The organism is Perlabentimonas gracilis (assembly GCF_011174675.1).
In the GTDB taxonomy this organism is placed as follows: domain Bacteria; phylum Bacteroidota; class Bacteroidia; order Bacteroidales; family Tenuifilaceae; genus Perlabentimonas; species Perlabentimonas gracilis.
The window spans coordinates 36,389-53,375 of sequence record NZ_JAANIG010000020.1 but is presented as its reverse complement, the minus strand read 5'-3'; the positions used below and the strand labels follow the sequence as shown (position 1 = coordinate 53,375).

The following is a 16,987-nucleotide window of genomic DNA, read 5'->3' as shown; positions in this document are numbered from 1 at the left end:
CCTTTTTGTGTTTCTATACTTACACGCAACTTGCCACCAACAAAGCGAATAACGGTGGTTGAGCCTGTCGAAATCACCAACACACAACTTGCTACCAGCAAAGCGAACAACGGTGGTTGAGCCTGTCGAAACCACCAATAACTTTCACTTAGTGTGGTTAAAAAATACAGACCTAATTCTTACAGGTTAATGCTTCAACGCCCACTCCACGGCCTTCTCGGCATGAATTTGTGTTGTATTAAAGGTGGGGATATTCACATCGGCATCGGAAATCAGTAGAGGAATTTCAGTACAACCCAGTATAACGCCCTGCGCATCCTGCGCTTCGAGCTTGGCAATTATATCTACATACTTTTGTCGCGAATCAGGTTTTATCTGGCCCTGCACCAGCTCGCCATAAATAATATTATGCACCGTGTTTCTATCCTCATCATTGGGAATAAGCACTTTTATACCAAACTTATCGTTCAGGTAACCTTTGTAAAAATCGCGCTCCATAGTAAACTTTGTACCCAGAAGAGCAATGGTATCTATTCCTCTTTTAGCAATTTCCTGACCAGTTGCCTCGGCTATATGAAGGAATGGAATTGAAATACTACTCATTATGGCCTTCTCGCAAAGGTGCATAGTATTGGTGCATAGCACAATAATATCCGCTCCGGCACGCTCTAGCCGAACTGCCGCTTGAGCCATCATCGTATCAAGTTCAGCCCATCTATCCTCATGCTGTAACTTTTGTATGGGGTCGAAATCTACCGTGTACATTATGCTTTGGCACGAGTGAAATCCGCCTAGCATTTGGCGAACCTTACGGTTGGCCAATTCGTAGTACACAACCGACGACTCCCAGCTCATACCGCCAATAAATCCAATGGTTTTCATAGTTCTGCTGATAATATATAGTTGAGATTAAGCATCATAAAAACATCTACCCATGATATGGTTTCTGTTTTTAAATATCCTTTCTGGCTTAAATAAAATCAAAGGTATTAAAAAAGAACGTATGACTAGGCTTTAAATGTTATCACAAATCATGCTATACTGCTGAAAGCACATAGTTAACCCCTAATTAGCATAAACGTTTAATTTCTAATATCTTTGCCAGATGAAGAACCTTTTCCGCATTATACTGGCTGTATATTCAATACTAATCATTGCTGTTTCGGTTTCACCCTCGATGGGAGTTGGAAGTGTAGAAATAAATAGCATAGAGTTCCGCAGCGACTATATACTTCACGCTCTAGCATTTGTAGTGGTACCAATATTTGCTTTTGTCGCTTCGGGCTTTAGCTGTACATCGAAACAATGGTTCTTCTACCTAACCATAGCAACTTTGCTTGCCCTAGGAGCGGAATTTATTCAGATACTAACACCCTCGAGAACATTTAACCCCATCGATATTCTCTCCAACCTGTTTGGCCTATCACTGGGCATACTAATATCCCGTCTTTGGTGCCGTTCTCGCCTGCAACGTGCTAGTCGAAAACACGAAAACTTAACCGACCCCTGGAAATAATTCTAAACAATTTATTTTCACTAAATTTGCGTCTATTTTCAATTCACATAACGGTATGGACAAAAGTTTCATTAAGCTCATTGAGCAAAGCGTAAAGCAAAACTGGGATCACCCTGCCTTTACCGACTTTAAAGGAGTTACGCTCAAGTATAGCGATGTTGCCCGAAAGATTGACAAGATACACACCATATTTGAGAAAACGGGAATTGCAAAAGGCGATAAAATTGCCCTAATTGGGCGTAACTCCTCAAATTGGGCAGTAGCCTTTTTAGCATCGGTTACCTATGGTGCCGTTATTGTTCCAATACTCCCCGATTTTAAGGCCGATAATGTTCACCATATAGTTAACCATTCCGATTCGGTAGTTCTGTTTATAGGTGATCCTATTTGGGAAAACCTTGACGAATCGCAAATGCGACATGTGAAGTGCATTATCTCCCTATCAAAATTCGATGTACTGCACGAAAATACTCCCTTTTCGGTTAAAGAGATAAGGGAGCAGGTTGATCACTTTTTTGAAGAGAAATACCCCGATGGCTTTACCCCCGAAAAAGTTTGCTATTTTCAGGATACCGCGCCTAACGATGTGTGCATAATTAACTACACCAGCGGTACTACAGGCTTTTCAAAAGGGGTAATGCTGCCCTACCGGAGCCTATGGAGCAATATGCTTTTTGCCAGCGAGGTTATCCCTCTTAACGCTGGCGATAATGTGGTGTCAATCCTACCCTTAGCCCACACCTATGGAGCCGCTTTCGAATTCCTATTCGAGGTTACCAGGGGTTGCCATGTCCATTTCTTAACTCGGAACCCCTCGCCAAAAATCATCCTTGAAGCCTTTGATGCCATCAAGCCTAAGGTTGTGCTGGCTGTTCCTTTAATTATTGAAAAAATTTATAAGAAGAATATTCTTGAGGCCCTTAAGCGACCATCTCTTAAGCTACTGCTAAAGGTTCCTGTAATTGACAGGCGTATTAAGCAAATTATCTGTAAGAAAATCTCGTCAATTTTTGGAGGCAACTTCATTGAGGTTATTATAGGGGGGGCTGCCTTTAACCCCGAGGTTGAAGCATTCCTTAAGGATATTGGGTTTAGATTCACCGTAGGTTATGGTATGACCGAGTGTGGGCCTATAATAACCTACGATTCATGGAAAACTACACGTCTATTCTCCTCGGGCAAGGCAGTGGTGAATATGGAGGTTAAAATCGATTCTTCCGATCCGCTAAACGAAGTGGGTGAAATACTGGTAAAGGGTGAAAACGTGATGCTAGGATACTACAAAAACCCAGAGGCAACAGAGCAAACGTTTACCAAGGATGGTTGGCTAAAGACCGGTGATCTAGGTTTGATTGATGAAGATGGGTATCTTTACATCAAAGGAAGAAGCAAAAATATGTTGCTGGGGCCTAGCGGGCAAAATATCTATCCCGAAGAGATTGAAGCAATAATAAATAACCTGCCTTACGTGCAGGAGTCGTTAGTAGTTGAACAAAACGGCAAGCTAACAGCACTTATCTTTCCCGATTTTGACGCGACCGATAAGGATGGTTATGCAAATGTAGATCTAGAAAGAATAATGGAAGATAACAAGACCTTGGCAAACAAGTCGCTACCAGGGTATAGCCAAATAGCTAAGGTACAGCTTTATCCCGAGGAGTTTGAGAAAACTCCCAAGCGTAGCATTAAGCGATTCCTTTATCAATCAGTAAATCAAGCATAGAGATGGGTGCAGAAAACGTGTACTGTGTAATTATGGCAGGAGGTATTGGAAGCAGGTTTTGGCCTCTAAGCCGTTCAAACAAACCGAAGCAGTTCCTCGATATCCTGGGAACAGGAAAGTCCCTAATTCAACAAACCTACCAACGAGTAACATGTTTCTGTAATCCAGAAAATATCGTGGTAGTAACAGGTGCTGAATATCGTAATCTTGTGCTTGAGCATCTTCCGGAGCTAGACTCAAGTCAAGTTTTGGTTGAACCAATGCGCCGTAACACGGCACCTTGCATTGCCTATGCAAATCAGGTAATTTACAGGCGCAATCCAAACGCTGTAGTTATTGTAGCGCCAAGTGACCATCTTATCCTGGAGCAGGATAAGTTTGTGGATACGATTAGAAGTGCTGTCGAATTTGCCTCGCGTGAGAATGCTCTCCTTACCATTGGAATAAAACCAAACCGACCAGAAACGGGCTACGGCTACATTCAAATTTGCAAAAAGGCTGATAAAAGCATACCTAACCTTTTCAAGGTTAAAACCTTTACCGAAAAGCCCAACCTTGAACTTGCAAAAGTTTTTTTAGATAGCGGAGAGTTTTTCTGGAATGCCGGAATTTTTATCTGGTCAATCAAGTCCATTAGCAAGGCCTTTGAGCAACACCTTCCTGAGATTCATAATCTTTTTAGTGAGGTAGGGCTTAAACTCGATACCCCAGATCAAGAGTTAGCCGTACAGAATATATATGCAGAGTGCAAAAACATTTCAATTGACTATGGCGTTCTAGAAAAGGCAGAGAATGTTTATGTAATATGCTCTGAGTTTGGTTGGTCCGATCTCGGCACTTGGGGTTCAATGCATCAGAACTTTAGCAAGGATTCAAATAATAATGCAAAGCATGGGGCAAACATAATGACATACGATGTAACTGGCTCCATTATAAATGTCCCATCAAATAAGCTTGTGGTTGTCCAAGGTTTAAAGGATTACATTATTGCCGAGGCTGATAATGTTTTACTCATTTGCCAAAGGGATCATGAGCAGGAGATTAAACGCTACCAAAACGATGTGCTGCTTGATAAAGGAGATGAATATATTTAACTAATACAAAGAGGGGGGGTGCTATGGCACCCCCCTCTTTATTTGCTATATGTATATTGGGTCTAATACTCCCAAACATCATGCTCCCAGCTAAAAATTTCTTCCTTAATCCTTTCGGATTCCTGCATATTGGGTAGCCCTCCAAAAACATACTCGTTAACTCGCCTGTTGTTATGAACATTTGACTCAGCAACAATATATGAGCTGAAACGTCTTTTGAAAAACAAATCGTCGAATGAATTGCGTTGGGCATCATTTTGGCTATTGAAAGCAGCGGTATTCGCTAGAATAGAACGGGCGTGGGGGTAGTAAACCCAAAACAACCTGGACCGAAGGGTTTCGCCTTGCATTTCAAAATCATCGTCGCTAGCACCCTGAGCAATACGGGTATAAACCCTTATGGGACATATCCCAATAATTCGCACGTGCATAGTGGAGTATTGCCTATCGAAATACCACTCCTCCTTAATTTCAAGCTGCTTGATCTCAGCCCAGTTAATTGAGCCAGGAATAACAATAATAGTATCCCTACCTGTTATTGGGCTAACGTCTGCACGTTCACGGTCTCTTGCATCAAGCTTTGTAAGTATTTGATCATACGATATAAGTGCAGAGAACTCATCGTCAACATCTGCATCATATGCATTAATCTCATTGTACTTAATGGCGTCCATAAGCCTCTGCACAAGGCTGGAACGGTCGTGCATACGGGTGGTGGGGAAGTAAAGTGGGTGGTTCATTCTTTGACGTAAGTCCACTATTCTCCAAACCCTTTTGGTCCACATCATATCTGCCTCACGAAGGTGTGGATAAGGAACAGGGATTCGCTGTTTAATTGTTTCTCTCTCGTATATTCCATCATTCACTAAGGGCTCCTTAATGTCCTGTGCACTTGAACAAATTGCAAGTGAAACCAAGGCTACGCTAAACGCGAGAAAAATTGCTGCTCTTTTCATAATCTAAAAAATTATCGTATTCTGTACACTATGTCGTTCAATTCGCGAACTCTTCCGTCGGGCCCCACTGCCTTTACATCGATGATATTAACAGTTTGTCCGCTGCGAAGACTCTCAAAGATTCGGCGTTGTTCATCGTTAATCAACTGGCTGTTAGATATTGCTGTTCTGGTAAATCCACCAACCGTAGCCATTACTGTAAAACTGGTAATATTAAACGAGAGGTCAAAATCAAATCCCATGGGCATTCGTGCCTCAACAGCAAGTGACGCTGCAAGCTCATTCTTATCAACTATTCTTGCTGTTATGTTACGGACTGCTGCGGTTGGGTCAGGTACATCGCGAACACGAAATTGTCTTGTACCCATATTGCGACGTTGTCCTTCAATTTCGGCAAAAACTGTAACATTACAAACATTTCCCCTCCCAGGAATTACTTCGAACCCATCTCTAATCTTACGAATGGTACCTCCTCCATCAACATTAACAGACAACCTGTCCATTGAAATACCGGGGATACTGATTTCAACAGGGTTTTCTACACCCCTGTAAAACACGTTCATCTTGCTAGGCGACACCACTACGTTGGGCTGTGCAACTTCAAACTCATGGTTAAAAGGTCTCCTAAGTTTCGATCCGTCAGGAGCAGTAACCTCGAGTAAACCAGACCAACGATTAATACCTATCCTATTTGATCGTTGATTAAAGATCCCTCTACCACCAACTATTGGAATCTCCTCGTACGAACCAACCATTCTGTACTCTTCAACTCCTTGTTCGTTTGTATACGATTCGTAATTTCCAATAAAAATACGAGGCACTTGAGTTGTATCGGAGGCTGCAAGGAAGATCTCTGCCTGAAACTCATTACCCTGAAAGATATAACTCGATTTGGGTATAACAACGGCATCCAACTTGTTCACTTTAAAGTCACCTGCATCAACCTGTTGAAGAAGATAACCTACAACTTCAGCTTCAACGTTAAGTATATCTAGTTGAATCTTTGTCAGCTGCGGAAATATGGCAACCAAGGGGATATGATCGAACCGCGTAGATTCCCAGGTATGAGGTGTTCCGTCTGGTGATGGTGGTGGATCGTCGGTATTAAGAATATTGTTAATTGACAGGATAAGTTGCTCAGCTGCCGTCTCATCTACCAATCCTTTCATAAACTCACGGTACTCTGCAATTTTCTTCTTCAGATCGGTTGCTTTTCCACCGCCTTCTGATCCAAGAAATATCCGTCCACTGGTGTTGGTATCGCTTTTCCCACTAATCTTGCCAGCATCTACCTGGTTGTCTTCCAATAATGCGGGAGAGTCCTCTTTTTCTGCTGTTACAACGGTTAATACTTTAAGATCCTGTAGGTAATCAATCATCTCCTTTGTCTTCTCCCTGATCTCGTCTGTAGACAGTTTCCAGGGCTCAACCTTGGTGGGGTTCACCGCATAGGCGCTCTCCATCTGGTTATAGAGACGTTCGTTCTTGATTGTAAAGCTCTTGGTGGTTTGAGACAAACCAGAATCTACTAAGACAAAGGCGTCAAGTACTGTAGCCGATACGTTCAATGCAAGCATCGCCGTAAGCACCAGGTACATCATACCTATCATCTTTTGTCTCGGGGTTTCTTTGCCGCCTGCCATAGTGTTTGGTTAATCTAAGAAATTAGGCGTTATTCGACATAACATTCATAGCAGATAGCATATTGCCATATACCGTATTTAGCGAAGCTATGTTCTGGTTAAGCTTAGCTACAGAATCTGCATATTTTTCGGTCTCTTCAATGGAGCTATTTAACTTCTTCATCATTGACTCCACACCAGCATATACTTGCTGCGAATCCTTAAGTTTTTCTGAAGTGCCCTGCAGATGAAGCTCATGGGCTGCGTTTAGGGCGCCCATATTCTTATTTAGGCGGTCGAGCTGAGTGTGGTACTCCGAACTGCTGCTCGAAATTATTTCGCCGTTAGCCTTCATTGCCTCGGCAAGCTGCGTGTAGATTGTGGTAAGACCATTGGCTGACGCCCCCATTTGGCTTGCCACCTCGCTGCCCGATTGTACTAGGCGGTCATGCACTTCTTTGCCAGCATTGGTTAGCTGACTCTCTAGACTTCCCACGGATCTCTCTACGCCGCCTTTGAAATTCTGTCCGCTTTCGGAAATAGTACCTGCCACCTTTTGGAAACTTTCGGAAAGGATGTTCACTGATTCATTCAGTACCTGCCCACTTCCCTGATAACTCTCAACAAACCCCTCAATGGATTGGCTGGCTCTTTTCAAGTTTTCAGTATAGGATGATGTGGCCGAAGCCGCTTCAGTAATATCAGAGAGTTTGGTTGTGGTGTCGCTAAGCTTATTAAGTCCTTTACTTATCTTTTCGAAAAGTTCGGGGCCAATTTCAGCTTTTTCGAGCATATCATTAAATTTCTCAGAAAACACTAATCCACCTGAGCCTGAGGAAACATAAACTGGTGCACCCTTTGCTTCTGCTCCAGAAGTGATTGGCTGTGCTGCAACACCTCCACCTGTTGCTGCCATAACACTGGTTATAATCTCTTTCAAATCCTCGGCATTAACCCCCTCGAGTCCTGAGCCTTTTCTGTACTTTCGAAGTTCTTCTTCGTCGGACATACCTGCAAGTTCAGGGTAAACCAAAGTCCAATCGGGCTCGTCATGAAGGGGCTCAAATCCTGAAAAGAAGAAGATTACAACCTCCGTAGTCATTCCAATGGTAAGCATCGTACCTGCACCTGGCCAATACATAAGCTTAAACAGGGCTCCAAGTAGAACAAGTGCTGCACCCCATGCGTAAAGGTACTTCATGAAGTTTCTCCATTTTTCCCCTTGAACTATTTCTGATATATTAAATCCCATTGTGATGAAGTTGGTTAATTTTTGCTAGTGCGCAAATTCAATTATGCCTTACCTAGATCCGGTGTATGTCCTTACACATCTAAAACCGACATTGGTCTTAGCGCTATCTTGATATTCATATGTACGAACACCCACTTGGAGAAAGTAACCAATGTCTTTCCAGCTTCCACCTCGTACAACTTTCCGTTTCAGCGCAGGAGGATCATTTGGCTTTGCATTATACTTATAGTCTGGGTTCATATCGTGCATAAAGATGTATGCGCTTTCGTCGTAAGCATTTGCTGTCCATTCGGCAACGTTTCCAGCCATATCGTACAATCCGTAGTCATTGGGCTCGTAACTGCCAACAGGTAATGTGTTAAACCCACCATCATCAACATAATTTCCTCGTAATGGTTTAAAGTTAGCCAAGAAACAACCCTCAGAGTTTCGTGTGTAAGGGCCACCCCAGGGGAACATGCTATGATCGAGTCCACCCCTGGCTGCGTATTCCCACTCAGCCTCATTCGGTAGCCTAAACTCGGGAACTGGAGGTAAACCTCGCCGTGCGTAATGCTTGTTAAGGTACTGAGTACGCCAGATTGTAAATGCGTAGGCCTGTCTCCAACTTACACCTACAACAGGGTAGTTGTCGAACGATGGGTGCCAAAAATAATTAGCTGTGTATGGTTCGTTATATGAGTAGCTAAAATCGCTAATCCAAGCCAAAGTATCGGGGTAAACATTAACCTTATCCCTTATGATAAATGAGGAACGGCTAGTTACCCTAACGGGCACGCCCATTTGATTAATAATCTCTGCGTTCTCTTCGTAAGAACCTGTTTCGAAGTTCCACCTGTTCTTTTTCTGAGCTGCCTGCTGAAGATCTATCCAGAAGAACTCATAATTCAACTTTCTGGTGTCAATCTCTTTGCGGTTGTAGAAACGTTCGTCTTCGGAGTAATACATCTCGTTGAGAATCTCTTGCTGCTCTTCATCCCTAAGGTCGATAGGTATGTCCCAAACCAGAACTGGAGGATTAATAGGGTTGCCAAACTCATCCTCTTCGATAGCAAAATCTTCAATTTGCTGGCTCAAAAGCCTGCGAGCAATAGAGTCGCGAACGTAATACACAAACTGGCGATACTGATTGTTCGTTATTTCTGTCTGATCCATCCAAAATGCATCAATAGAAACGGTTCTTGCTGGTGCATTAACGGCCCAGGTAATATCCTCATCGTCACTTCCCATCCTGAATGATCCCATAGGTACGAAAACCATACCATAGGGTGTTGGGTCTTGGTAACCCCTTCGACCAGATACGCCAGTTAGTTCTCCGTTCTGGCCAGGACCACAGCTGCTAAATAATGCAGCAAGAACAACAATAAATACAAGAAGATTTCTCATAACACTCCGATTATTAATTGCAAATAACGTAAAAATATTTTAAAATTCTTTCTCGTCTATAAAAATCTAATGCTTTTGTACTGTTCAGGAGCACGCTCCTTTTTAAGTGAAAAGCAGTATCCTAACAATAATTCGTGTGAACCGCTATTGAAACCACTTATTTCTGTGGTTGAAAAATCGTAGGCATACCCTATCCTCAATCCGGAGAACAGCTCCAAACCTATCATTCCAGTAACCGATTCGCCTACACGATAAGAAACGCCACCCCAAAACTTTTTATTGTATATAAAGTTCATTCCAGCAGTTAAATGATTAATCACCAAATCCGTACTTATTATAACTGAGGGGTTTATCTTCCAAGCTTGGTTGGGCAGTTGAAGGTAATAGCCTCCGGTTAAGTAGAAATGCCTCCTGTAGTGACTCAGGTACTCCTTGAAAAACTGGGGCTGATTTATGTGGGTGGCTGAAACGCCAAAGAACATCTCGTTGTTATGAAAGTAAATTCCAGCTCCAAAATCAAAATTCATATCGCTTTGTGACCCCACCGGAACTAGATTGTTGTCGGGGCCTTGCGTGTCGGGGAAGTTCCATTCGGGTTCGAGAGTATTATTGACAAACCCTCCATTTACACCGAATGCTAAATTACCCACCCCTTGGATATTAAATCGAACGGCATAGGAAAGATCTACGGCAATATCCTGATTAAATCCAAACTGATCCTGTACAACATTTAATCCTATACCACTTGAAATACCAAAGGGATTAATGGCTGCATCGAGGTTAACCACGCTAGTTATGGGAGTTCCCTCGCCAAAGTTCATCCACTGCTGGCGGTGAATGGCTGTAGCACATATCATCCCGCTACTTCCAGTGTAGGCAGGGTTAATTGACATCTGGTTAAATACATTGTGGCTTAGCAGAGGATCTTGCTGAGCCATCAATTTTAAAGCAGAGAACAACGATAAGGTTATTAAAAGTTTTCTCATCAACTATAGCCTTATTCCAAATTTATTGTTGCTTTGTACCAATAGGTAAAGTAAATAAAAAAAATATTTACTAACAAACTTTATTAACAATTATATGTTGATAAGCTAAAAAAGTGTGCTTTGGGCTTATACTTCGAAATTATTGATAATGTTTCTTTCTTAGTATAATTTTTGTGTAAAAATATTAATGTTGCTCGTTTTCAGAAAGATATACTACCTAATTCTATTCCAAATCCTCATCCACCTATCGGAAACATCTCCTTTACTTGCTTTTTCATAATCGGCCCGCGAACAGGCTACCACAATAGATTTTCCATTTGTTTTTGCCGTTTGTGGTAGTTCAAACCACCAAGCATCGGTTATTGTATTCTGCAAAAAAACAAGCTCGACGTTAGGTATTGGACTTTTAATGTAAAACCGTTTAATACTTGGGGCGCTTGAGGAATACGAGGGGTACTTGTGGCGAGCATTATACCCGTCGATAAAGTGCCAAACAATATGAGCCGCAAGGCTAGAGCTAAGACCATGCGGGTCGCTTAGAGTATTAAGCTCGAACAGGCCAAAAACTTTTGCGTTTGAGCTAACCCCAGAGTATCGCGCTAGCTGACAAATCTCCTCGGAGTAGAAACCATTAGGCGATGGATACACAACTCCAGGAGAGTCGCTTTGCTTAATACAGCCCATATCGAGGCTAATGATATGTGAGTCGCGAAGCAGAGGTTCAACTTCGGACATAGCCCCTCTTACGTAGCCCAATCGCATTAGGTCGAAGTTTCTGGCCGAAAGTGTATCGATATGATGATTATCTACAAGGTAACCTTGGTATCCAAGCACATTGAGCGAAAAAAGTTGGTCTTTACCGTCCGCCAATATCCTATCAATGTAGCAACTCGATGAGAAATCGCCATCGTTGTTGCCCATATCGATTGTGTAATCAATAATTGAAACGTTAGGCTGCTGAACATTTTGTGTCACAGCAAGGTAAAGCGGCCAGGTTATTTCCTGTGTACCACCTATTACAACACAGGTTGCGCCTTTACCCATAAGATACTCTAACACATCGCGTGTAGCCATATAGGTATCTGCTGGACTGCCTGTTTGCTTTAGGTTGCCCAAATCAACAAGTGGTTGTTTTACTGTTGAACCGGATAGTCCGTAAAGGAAACTTCGAACAGCATCGGCGCTTTGTGCTGCACCCGGATTATTTGAGTTGCGAGTTTCGGTTACTCCAAAAATAACTAGGGATGTTTCGTCTATAGTTACTTTACTGCTTATGCCTAAAATCTGAACCCTTCCGTAAACCGAAGCGTTTTTTCCTAGCCCCATGGGGTTGGGGAGTGCTTCTGAAGGATCAAAGTAATCCGATAGGTTCATTATTTCGATTTTTTTCTGGTGCTCGTCTTCCCTTTTTTCCCATTGGTTGCTGGTTGGCTTTCAATAATCTTAATACAATCCTCGTGGGTTAACTCATGGGCATTGGTTCCCTTCGGAATTTTATAGTTATTGCCTTTGTGCTTAATAAAAGGGCCCCAACGACCATTTAGCACTTGGGTATCGGGGTCGTTTTCGAATACTTTTATGTACTTATCGCGCTCCTTCTGCCGGCCTTCCTCTATAAGCTCAACGGCTCTTTCCAGGGTTATGGTTATGGGATCGTCGGTTTTTTTAAGTGAAACAAACTTTGAGTTATGTCTTACGTAAGGGCCAAACCGCCCTACACCAATTACCACCTCTTTCTCTTCATACTCGCCAATAGTTCGGGGTAACTTGAAAAGTTCAAGTGCTTCATCTAGGGTTATCGATTCAATAAGTTGCCCCTTAAGAAGGCTTGCAAACTTGGGTTTCTCACCATCCTTTTCCTCCGACTCGCCTATTTGGGCAATAGGCCCAAAGCGGCCAATACGAACCAGAACCGGTTTGCCCGACTTAGGATCATTTCCCAGAATTCGTTCTCCTTTAGTATAATCCGACTCTTTTAGGGTTTTCTCCACATCTTTATGGAATGGCTTGTAAAACCTATCTATCATCGTTGTCCACTCCATATTGCCAATGGCTATGTCGTCGAACTCTTTTTCAACTAGAGCCGTAAAGTTGAAGTTCACAATTTTTGGGAAATGTTCAACCAAAAAGTCGTTAACAATCATTCCAATATCGCTTGGAAACAGCTTAGCCTTTTCGGTGCCATGAACTTCAACCTTTTGGTTCTCGGTAATTTGCCCCTTCTTAAGGTGAATCACCTGATATTTACGATCAACACCATCGCGGTCGTCTTTAACTACATATCCGCGGGCCAAAATGGTTGATATGGTTGGTGCATAGGTTGATGGCCGTCCGATGCCCAACTCCTCGAGCTTCTTCACCAGGCTAGCCTCGGTGTATCGAGGAGGACGTTGTGTGAACCTTTCCGTTGCGGTAATCTCTATAGCATCCAATTTGTCGCCTGCTTTTAGCGGTGGCAGAAGATCCTTTGCTGTTTCTTCTCCCTCATCGTCGGATGATTCAAAGTATACCCTCAAAAATCCCTCGAAAAGCAGCACCTCTCCCGATGCAATAAACTTACTTTTCGATTTTGATATATCTATGGTAGCCGTTGTTTTCTCCAGCGAGGCATCACTCATTTGCGATGCAACGGTTCGCTTCCAGATAAGCTCGTAAAGCCTTTGCTCTCCTGAATTGCCCGAGATTTTCTGCTTGTTTAGGTAGGTGGGCCTAATGGCCTCGTGGGCTTCCTGTGCTCCCTTGGCCTTGGTTTTATAGGTTCTTGCCTTGTGATACTTCTCGCCAAACTCTTTAGTTATTACCTCCTTGGCCGAGTCTACAGCCGTTGCCGAAAGGTTAACTGAGTCTGTTCTCATGTAGGTTATGTGCCCGGCCTCGTACAAACGCTGAGCAATGGTCATGGTTTGACCCACCGAGAAGCTAAGCTTTCTGCTAGCCTCCTGCTGAAGCGTAGATGTTGTAAAGGGTGGAGCAGGACTCTTTTTGGCTGGTTTCTTGGTTACATCAGCAACCGTAAATTCAGACTCCTTGCACTCCTCAAGTAGTTTTAGTGCCTCTTCACGGTTTCCAATCCGAGAGTTTAGCTCCGCTTTAAGCTTTGCTTCACCCTGAAACAACCCTGCAACCTTATAGAAGTTATCGGACTTAAAGGAAATAATTTCCCTTTCGCGCTCAACAATTAGTCGAACGGCAACGGATTGAACTCTACCTGCCGATAGCGATGGTTTCACCTTTTTCCAAAGGATGGGAGAAACCTCGAAACCCACTAGCCTGTCGAGAACGCGACGAGCCTGTTGTGCATTTACCAGATTGCTGTTAATGCTTCTGGGATTGTTTATGGCTGCCTCAATGGCTGGCTTGGTTATCTCGTGAAAAACAATACGTTTGGTTTTTTTTGCGTCAAGCTTTAATACCTCCGACAGATGCCATGCAATGGCCTCCCCCTCACGGTCTTCATCGGAAGCTAGCCAAATGGTCTCAGCACCTTTCGATAGCTTTTTTAACTCATCAACCACTTTACCCTTATCGCTACTTACCACGTACTCTGGCCTGTAGTTTTTCTCCAGATCAATCCCCAGCTTCTTTTTCGACAGATCCCGAATGTGGCCAAAACTCGATTTTACGGTAAAATCTTTTCCCAAAAATTTCTCAATGGTTTTAGCTTTGGCAGGTGACTCAACTATGACTAGATTCTTTAGCATTTGGCGTGTTTAATGTTGGTATAAAAATTGGCACAAAGTAAAGCATTTAGGAATCGAACTACAAAATTTTTAAAAAAATATGCCTCACTGCCTACACCTTATTATCCTTGCATAGGGCATAATATAAAAGGTGTGCAAGTGATAACGAAAAACTAAAGACAATGTTTTGGTAAGCAAGTTCAACCGTTCAATTTAATTCTTTTTTCCTCATATTGGGGATAAAACATCACAATAAGCTAGTTGCTTTAGTAAAAAGCAGCTTAAAACTAGCAAACAATAAGGTATGATTATTTTCAACTATATACAAAAACGGTGGGCTCTGGCTTATCAATATTTATTAACATTAGGGTATACATTTTTATTTTTAACTTTACACCCACAACAAACACTTGTTAAGCATGGCAGACAATAGCAATTTCGGAAAAAAGTTTCAAATCTGGTTTTGGGGAGTTTTTTCATTTGTTTGGGTACTTGTAATCAGCCTTTTTGTGCTCATTGGGCTTGAGTTTTTTGGCCCACTCCCCTCTTTCGAGGAGCTTGAAAATCCTAAGAGCAATTTGGCTTCGGAGGTATACTCAGAGGATCACGTTGTGCTCGGTTCCTATTACATTCAATTTAGAACGTTTGTTGACTACGACGACCTTTCACCAAACCTAGTTAACGCCTTACTGGCAACGGAAGATATTCGATTCCACAGCCATTCTGGGATTGATGCCCGAAGTATTGCCCGTGTATTCGTTAAAACATTAGTGCTTCAACAATCGCGAAGTGGTGGTGGAAGCACTATTACTCAGCAACTTGCAAAGAATCTTTTCCCACGAGACACAACGATTTACAAATCGTCATTGGCTCGTAAATCAAGCCTGGCCATCACCAAATTTAAGGAATGGATTACCGCCGTTAAGCTTGAACGAAACTACACAAAGGAAGAGATAATTGCTATGTATCTCAATACCGTTGCCTTCGGAAGTAATGCCTATGGAATTCGTGCAGCCTCAAAAACATTCTTCAACACAACCCCAGATTCCCTAAACGTTGAGCAATCGGCCCTGCTAGTTGGTGTTGTTAATGCCCCCACCCGATACAGCCCGGTCCGTAATCCGAACCAGTCGCTATCGCGTCGAAATTTTGTGATTTCACAAATGGCCAAGTATGGCTTTGTAACCGACGCAGAACGCGATTCCATTTCGGCAATTCCAATCGAACTCAACTTTAGGGTGCAAGACCACAACGTTGGTCTGGCCACCTACTTTAGGGGATCATTACAAATTCTGCTAACCCGATCGAAACCCAACCCTCGCGCTTACTTCTCATATGCTCAGTACAAGGAGGACTCAATACAGTGGGAAACAAACCCCCTTTACGGCTGGTGCAACAAAAATCTAAAGCCCGATGGGACTCCATATAACCTATATCGCGATGGCCTTAAAATATACACAACCATCAACAGCCGTATGCAAAAGTATGCTGAACAGGCGGTTGAGGAGCATTTGGGAGGGTATTTGCAAGGTGAATTTGATGCTGAGCAAAAGGCTAGACGTTACAGGTTGTTTCATGACGATCTGTCTGACGAGCAAATTGATGGCATTATTCTGCAGGCAATGCGCCAAACAGAACGTTATAGGGTGATGCGAAACAAAGGTGTTTCAATGGATAGCATAAACGCTAACTTCAACACCAAGGTGCCCATGTCCATATTCACATGGAAGGGGGAGAGGGATACCCTGCTTTCACCAATGGACTCAATCAAACACTACAAGCGCATACTGCGGACTGGCTTTATGGCTATGGATCCTCGGACTGGCCATGTAAAGGCCTGGGTAGGTGGCCCCAACTACAAGCATTTTAAGTACGACCATGTTAGGCAAGGCAAAAGACAAGTGGGCTCTACCATTAAACCCTTCTTGTACACACTCGCTATGCAAGAAGGGTACTCGCCATGCCATATGGTTCCCAATGTTCCTCAAACCTTTCAGATGGCAGACACGGTTTGGACCCCCCGAAACTCTGGTCGTTCTGAATACGATGGTAGAATGGTTACCCTAAAGTGGGGATTGGCCAACTCAGTAAACAATATATCTGGCTGGTTGATGAAGCAATTTAACCCAAGAGCGCTGGTTGAAATTTGCCAACGTATGGGTATTAATAGCAGAATAGATCCTGTTGTTTCAGCATTCCTGGGCACATCGGAGTTAAGCGTATTCGAGATGGTTGGTGCTTATGGTACTTACGCTAACAAAGGTGTTCATGTTGAGCCGCTTATGGTAACCCGTATTGAGGATAAGAATGGAAATATTCTGGCCACCTTCCATCCCCAGCGAAGTGAAGCCATTAGCGAGCAAACTGCCTACCTGATGATAAACCTGCTTGAGGGTGTTGTAAATCAAGGTACTGGAGGACGATTGAGGTTTCGATATAACCTCGGAGGCCCAATTGCTGGTAAAACAGGAACTACCAATAACCACTCCGATGGGTGGTTCATGGGTATGGTGCCAAATCTTGTTGGAGGTGTTTGGGTTGGCGCAGAAGATCGATCAGTTGGCTTTCAAACCATTAGCCTTGGGCAAGGGGCAAATATGGCGTTGCCTATATTTGGGCTTTTCTTGCAGAAGGTGTTTAATGATGGTGGCCTAGGAGTAAACCCAACCGATGAATGGGATAAGCCTCTTAGGCTGATGGACGTTAACCTCGATTGCGAAGAGGTTAACTCACAGAAGAATGTTGAGGTTTTTGAGGATGACTTTTTCTAAC

12 protein-coding genes are annotated in these 16,987 nt (G+C 43.0%); 4 read left to right on the top strand and 8 right to left on the bottom strand.

Annotation, left to right across the window (positions count from 1 at the left end):
• Positions 1–186 precede the first annotated feature (186 nt).
• On the bottom strand, positions 187–882 hold the full coding sequence (locus G8O23_RS10125) for an aspartate/glutamate racemase family protein (protein ID WP_166364398.1): 696 nt from the start codon (positions 880–882) through the stop codon (positions 187–189).
• Between the two features lie 223 nt (positions 883–1,105).
• On the opposite strand from G8O23_RS10125, the gene G8O23_RS10120 reads away from it, so the two are divergent.
• Genes G8O23_RS10120 through G8O23_RS10110 form a run of 3 tightly spaced genes read left to right on the top strand, consistent with a single transcriptional unit; the run spans position 1,106 to position 4,333 of the window.
• Positions 1,106–1,516, top strand: coding sequence for a VanZ family protein (locus G8O23_RS10120; protein WP_166364396.1), 411 nt, complete (start codon positions 1,106–1,108; stop codon positions 1,514–1,516).
• Positions 1,517–1,571: 55 nt separating this feature from the next.
• Positions 1,572–3,239: an AMP-binding protein gene (locus G8O23_RS10115; RefSeq protein WP_166364394.1), complete on the top strand. Its 1,668-nt coding sequence runs from the start codon at positions 1,572–1,574 to the stop codon at positions 3,237–3,239.
• Between the two features lie 2 nt (positions 3,240–3,241).
• Positions 3,242–4,333: a mannose-1-phosphate guanylyltransferase gene (locus G8O23_RS10110; RefSeq protein ID WP_166364392.1), complete on the top strand. Its 1,092-nt coding sequence runs from the start codon at positions 3,242–3,244 to the stop codon at positions 4,331–4,333.
• Positions 4,334–4,395: 62 nt separating this feature from the next.
• Here the strand turns inward: G8O23_RS10110 and porN are convergent, their stop codons facing one another.
• The 7 genes from porN to topA form a co-directional block, all read right to left on the bottom strand.
• A complete protein-coding gene (porN, locus tag G8O23_RS10105; protein WP_166364390.1) occupies positions 4,396–5,289 on the bottom strand; it encodes a type IX secretion system ring subunit PorN/GldN in 894 nt (297 codons plus the stop codon).
• An 11-nt stretch (positions 5,290–5,300) separates the two neighbouring features.
• Positions 5,301–6,932 (bottom strand): type IX secretion system motor protein PorM/GldM, encoded by a 1,632-nt coding sequence (gene porM / locus G8O23_RS10100; RefSeq protein ID WP_166364388.1) that lies wholly within the window; start codon positions 6,930–6,932, stop codon positions 5,301–5,303.
• A 22-nt stretch (positions 6,933–6,954) separates the two neighbouring features.
• The gene (gene porL / locus G8O23_RS10095; protein ID WP_166364386.1) at positions 6,955–8,163 is read right to left on the bottom strand and encodes a type IX secretion system motor protein PorL/GldL; all 1,209 of its coding nucleotides are present in this window, start codon (positions 8,161–8,163) and stop codon (positions 6,955–6,957) included.
• A gap of 48 nt (positions 8,164–8,211) precedes the next feature.
• A complete protein-coding gene (porK, locus tag G8O23_RS10090) occupies positions 8,212–9,549 on the bottom strand; it encodes a T9SS ring complex lipoprotein PorK/GldK (RefSeq protein WP_166364384.1) in 1,338 nt (445 codons plus the stop codon).
• Positions 9,550–9,605: 56 nt separating this feature from the next.
• Positions 9,606–10,535, bottom strand: a complete 930-nt coding sequence (locus G8O23_RS10085) for a PorP/SprF family type IX secretion system membrane protein (RefSeq protein WP_166364382.1) — start codon at positions 10,533–10,535, stop codon at positions 9,606–9,608.
• A 213-nt stretch (positions 10,536–10,748) separates the two neighbouring features.
• Positions 10,749–11,909, bottom strand: a complete 1,161-nt coding sequence (locus G8O23_RS10080; protein ID WP_166364380.1) for a formimidoylglutamase — start codon at positions 11,907–11,909, stop codon at positions 10,749–10,751.
• A complete protein-coding gene (gene topA / locus G8O23_RS10075) occupies positions 11,909–14,236 on the bottom strand; it encodes a type I DNA topoisomerase (protein ID WP_166364378.1) in 2,328 nt (775 codons plus the stop codon). Before topA ends, G8O23_RS10080 begins: the two co-directional genes overlap by 1 nt.
• Before the next feature lie 398 nt (positions 14,237–14,634).
• Here topA and G8O23_RS10070 point away from each other — a divergent pair, with 398 nt between their 5' ends.
• Entirely contained in the window at positions 14,635–16,986 is a 2,352-nt protein-coding gene (locus tag G8O23_RS10070; protein ID WP_166364376.1) for a penicillin-binding protein 1A, read from the top strand.
• Position 16,987: the final 1 nt, after the last annotated feature.

Bases quoted from the DNA above. Each gene is read 5' to 3' on its own strand.
- G8O23_RS10125 (WP_166364398.1), bottom strand. From the start codon at position 882: ATGAAAACCATTGGATTTATTGGCGGTATGAGCTGGGAGTCGTCGGTT.
- G8O23_RS10120 (WP_166364396.1), top strand. From the start codon at position 1,106: ATGAAGAACCTTTTCCGCATTATACTGGCTGTATATTCAATACTAATC.
- G8O23_RS10115 (WP_166364394.1), top strand. From the start codon at position 1,572: ATGGACAAAAGTTTCATTAAGCTCATTGAGCAAAGCGTAAAGCAAAAC.
- G8O23_RS10110 (WP_166364392.1), top strand. From the start codon at position 3,242: ATGGGTGCAGAAAACGTGTACTGTGTAATTATGGCAGGAGGTATTGGA.
- porN (WP_166364390.1), bottom strand. From the start codon at position 5,289: ATGAAAAGAGCAGCAATTTTTCTCGCGTTTAGCGTAGCCTTGGTTTCA.
- porM (WP_166364388.1), bottom strand. From the start codon at position 6,932: ATGGCAGGCGGCAAAGAAACCCCGAGACAAAAGATGATAGGTATGATG.
- porL (WP_166364386.1), bottom strand. From the start codon at position 8,163: ATGGGATTTAATATATCAGAAATAGTTCAAGGGGAAAAATGGAGAAAC.
- porK (WP_166364384.1), bottom strand. From the start codon at position 9,549: ATGAGAAATCTTCTTGTATTTATTGTTGTTCTTGCTGCATTATTTAGC.
- G8O23_RS10085 (WP_166364382.1), bottom strand. From the start codon at position 10,535: ATGAGAAAACTTTTAATAACCTTATCGTTGTTCTCTGCTTTAAAATTG.
- G8O23_RS10080 (WP_166364380.1), bottom strand. From the start codon at position 11,909: ATGAACCTATCGGATTACTTTGATCCTTCAGAAGCACTCCCCAACCCC.
- topA (WP_166364378.1), bottom strand. From the start codon at position 14,236: ATGCTAAAGAATCTAGTCATAGTTGAGTCACCTGCCAAAGCTAAAACC.
- G8O23_RS10070 (WP_166364376.1), top strand. From the start codon at position 14,635: ATGGCAGACAATAGCAATTTCGGAAAAAAGTTTCAAATCTGGTTTTGG.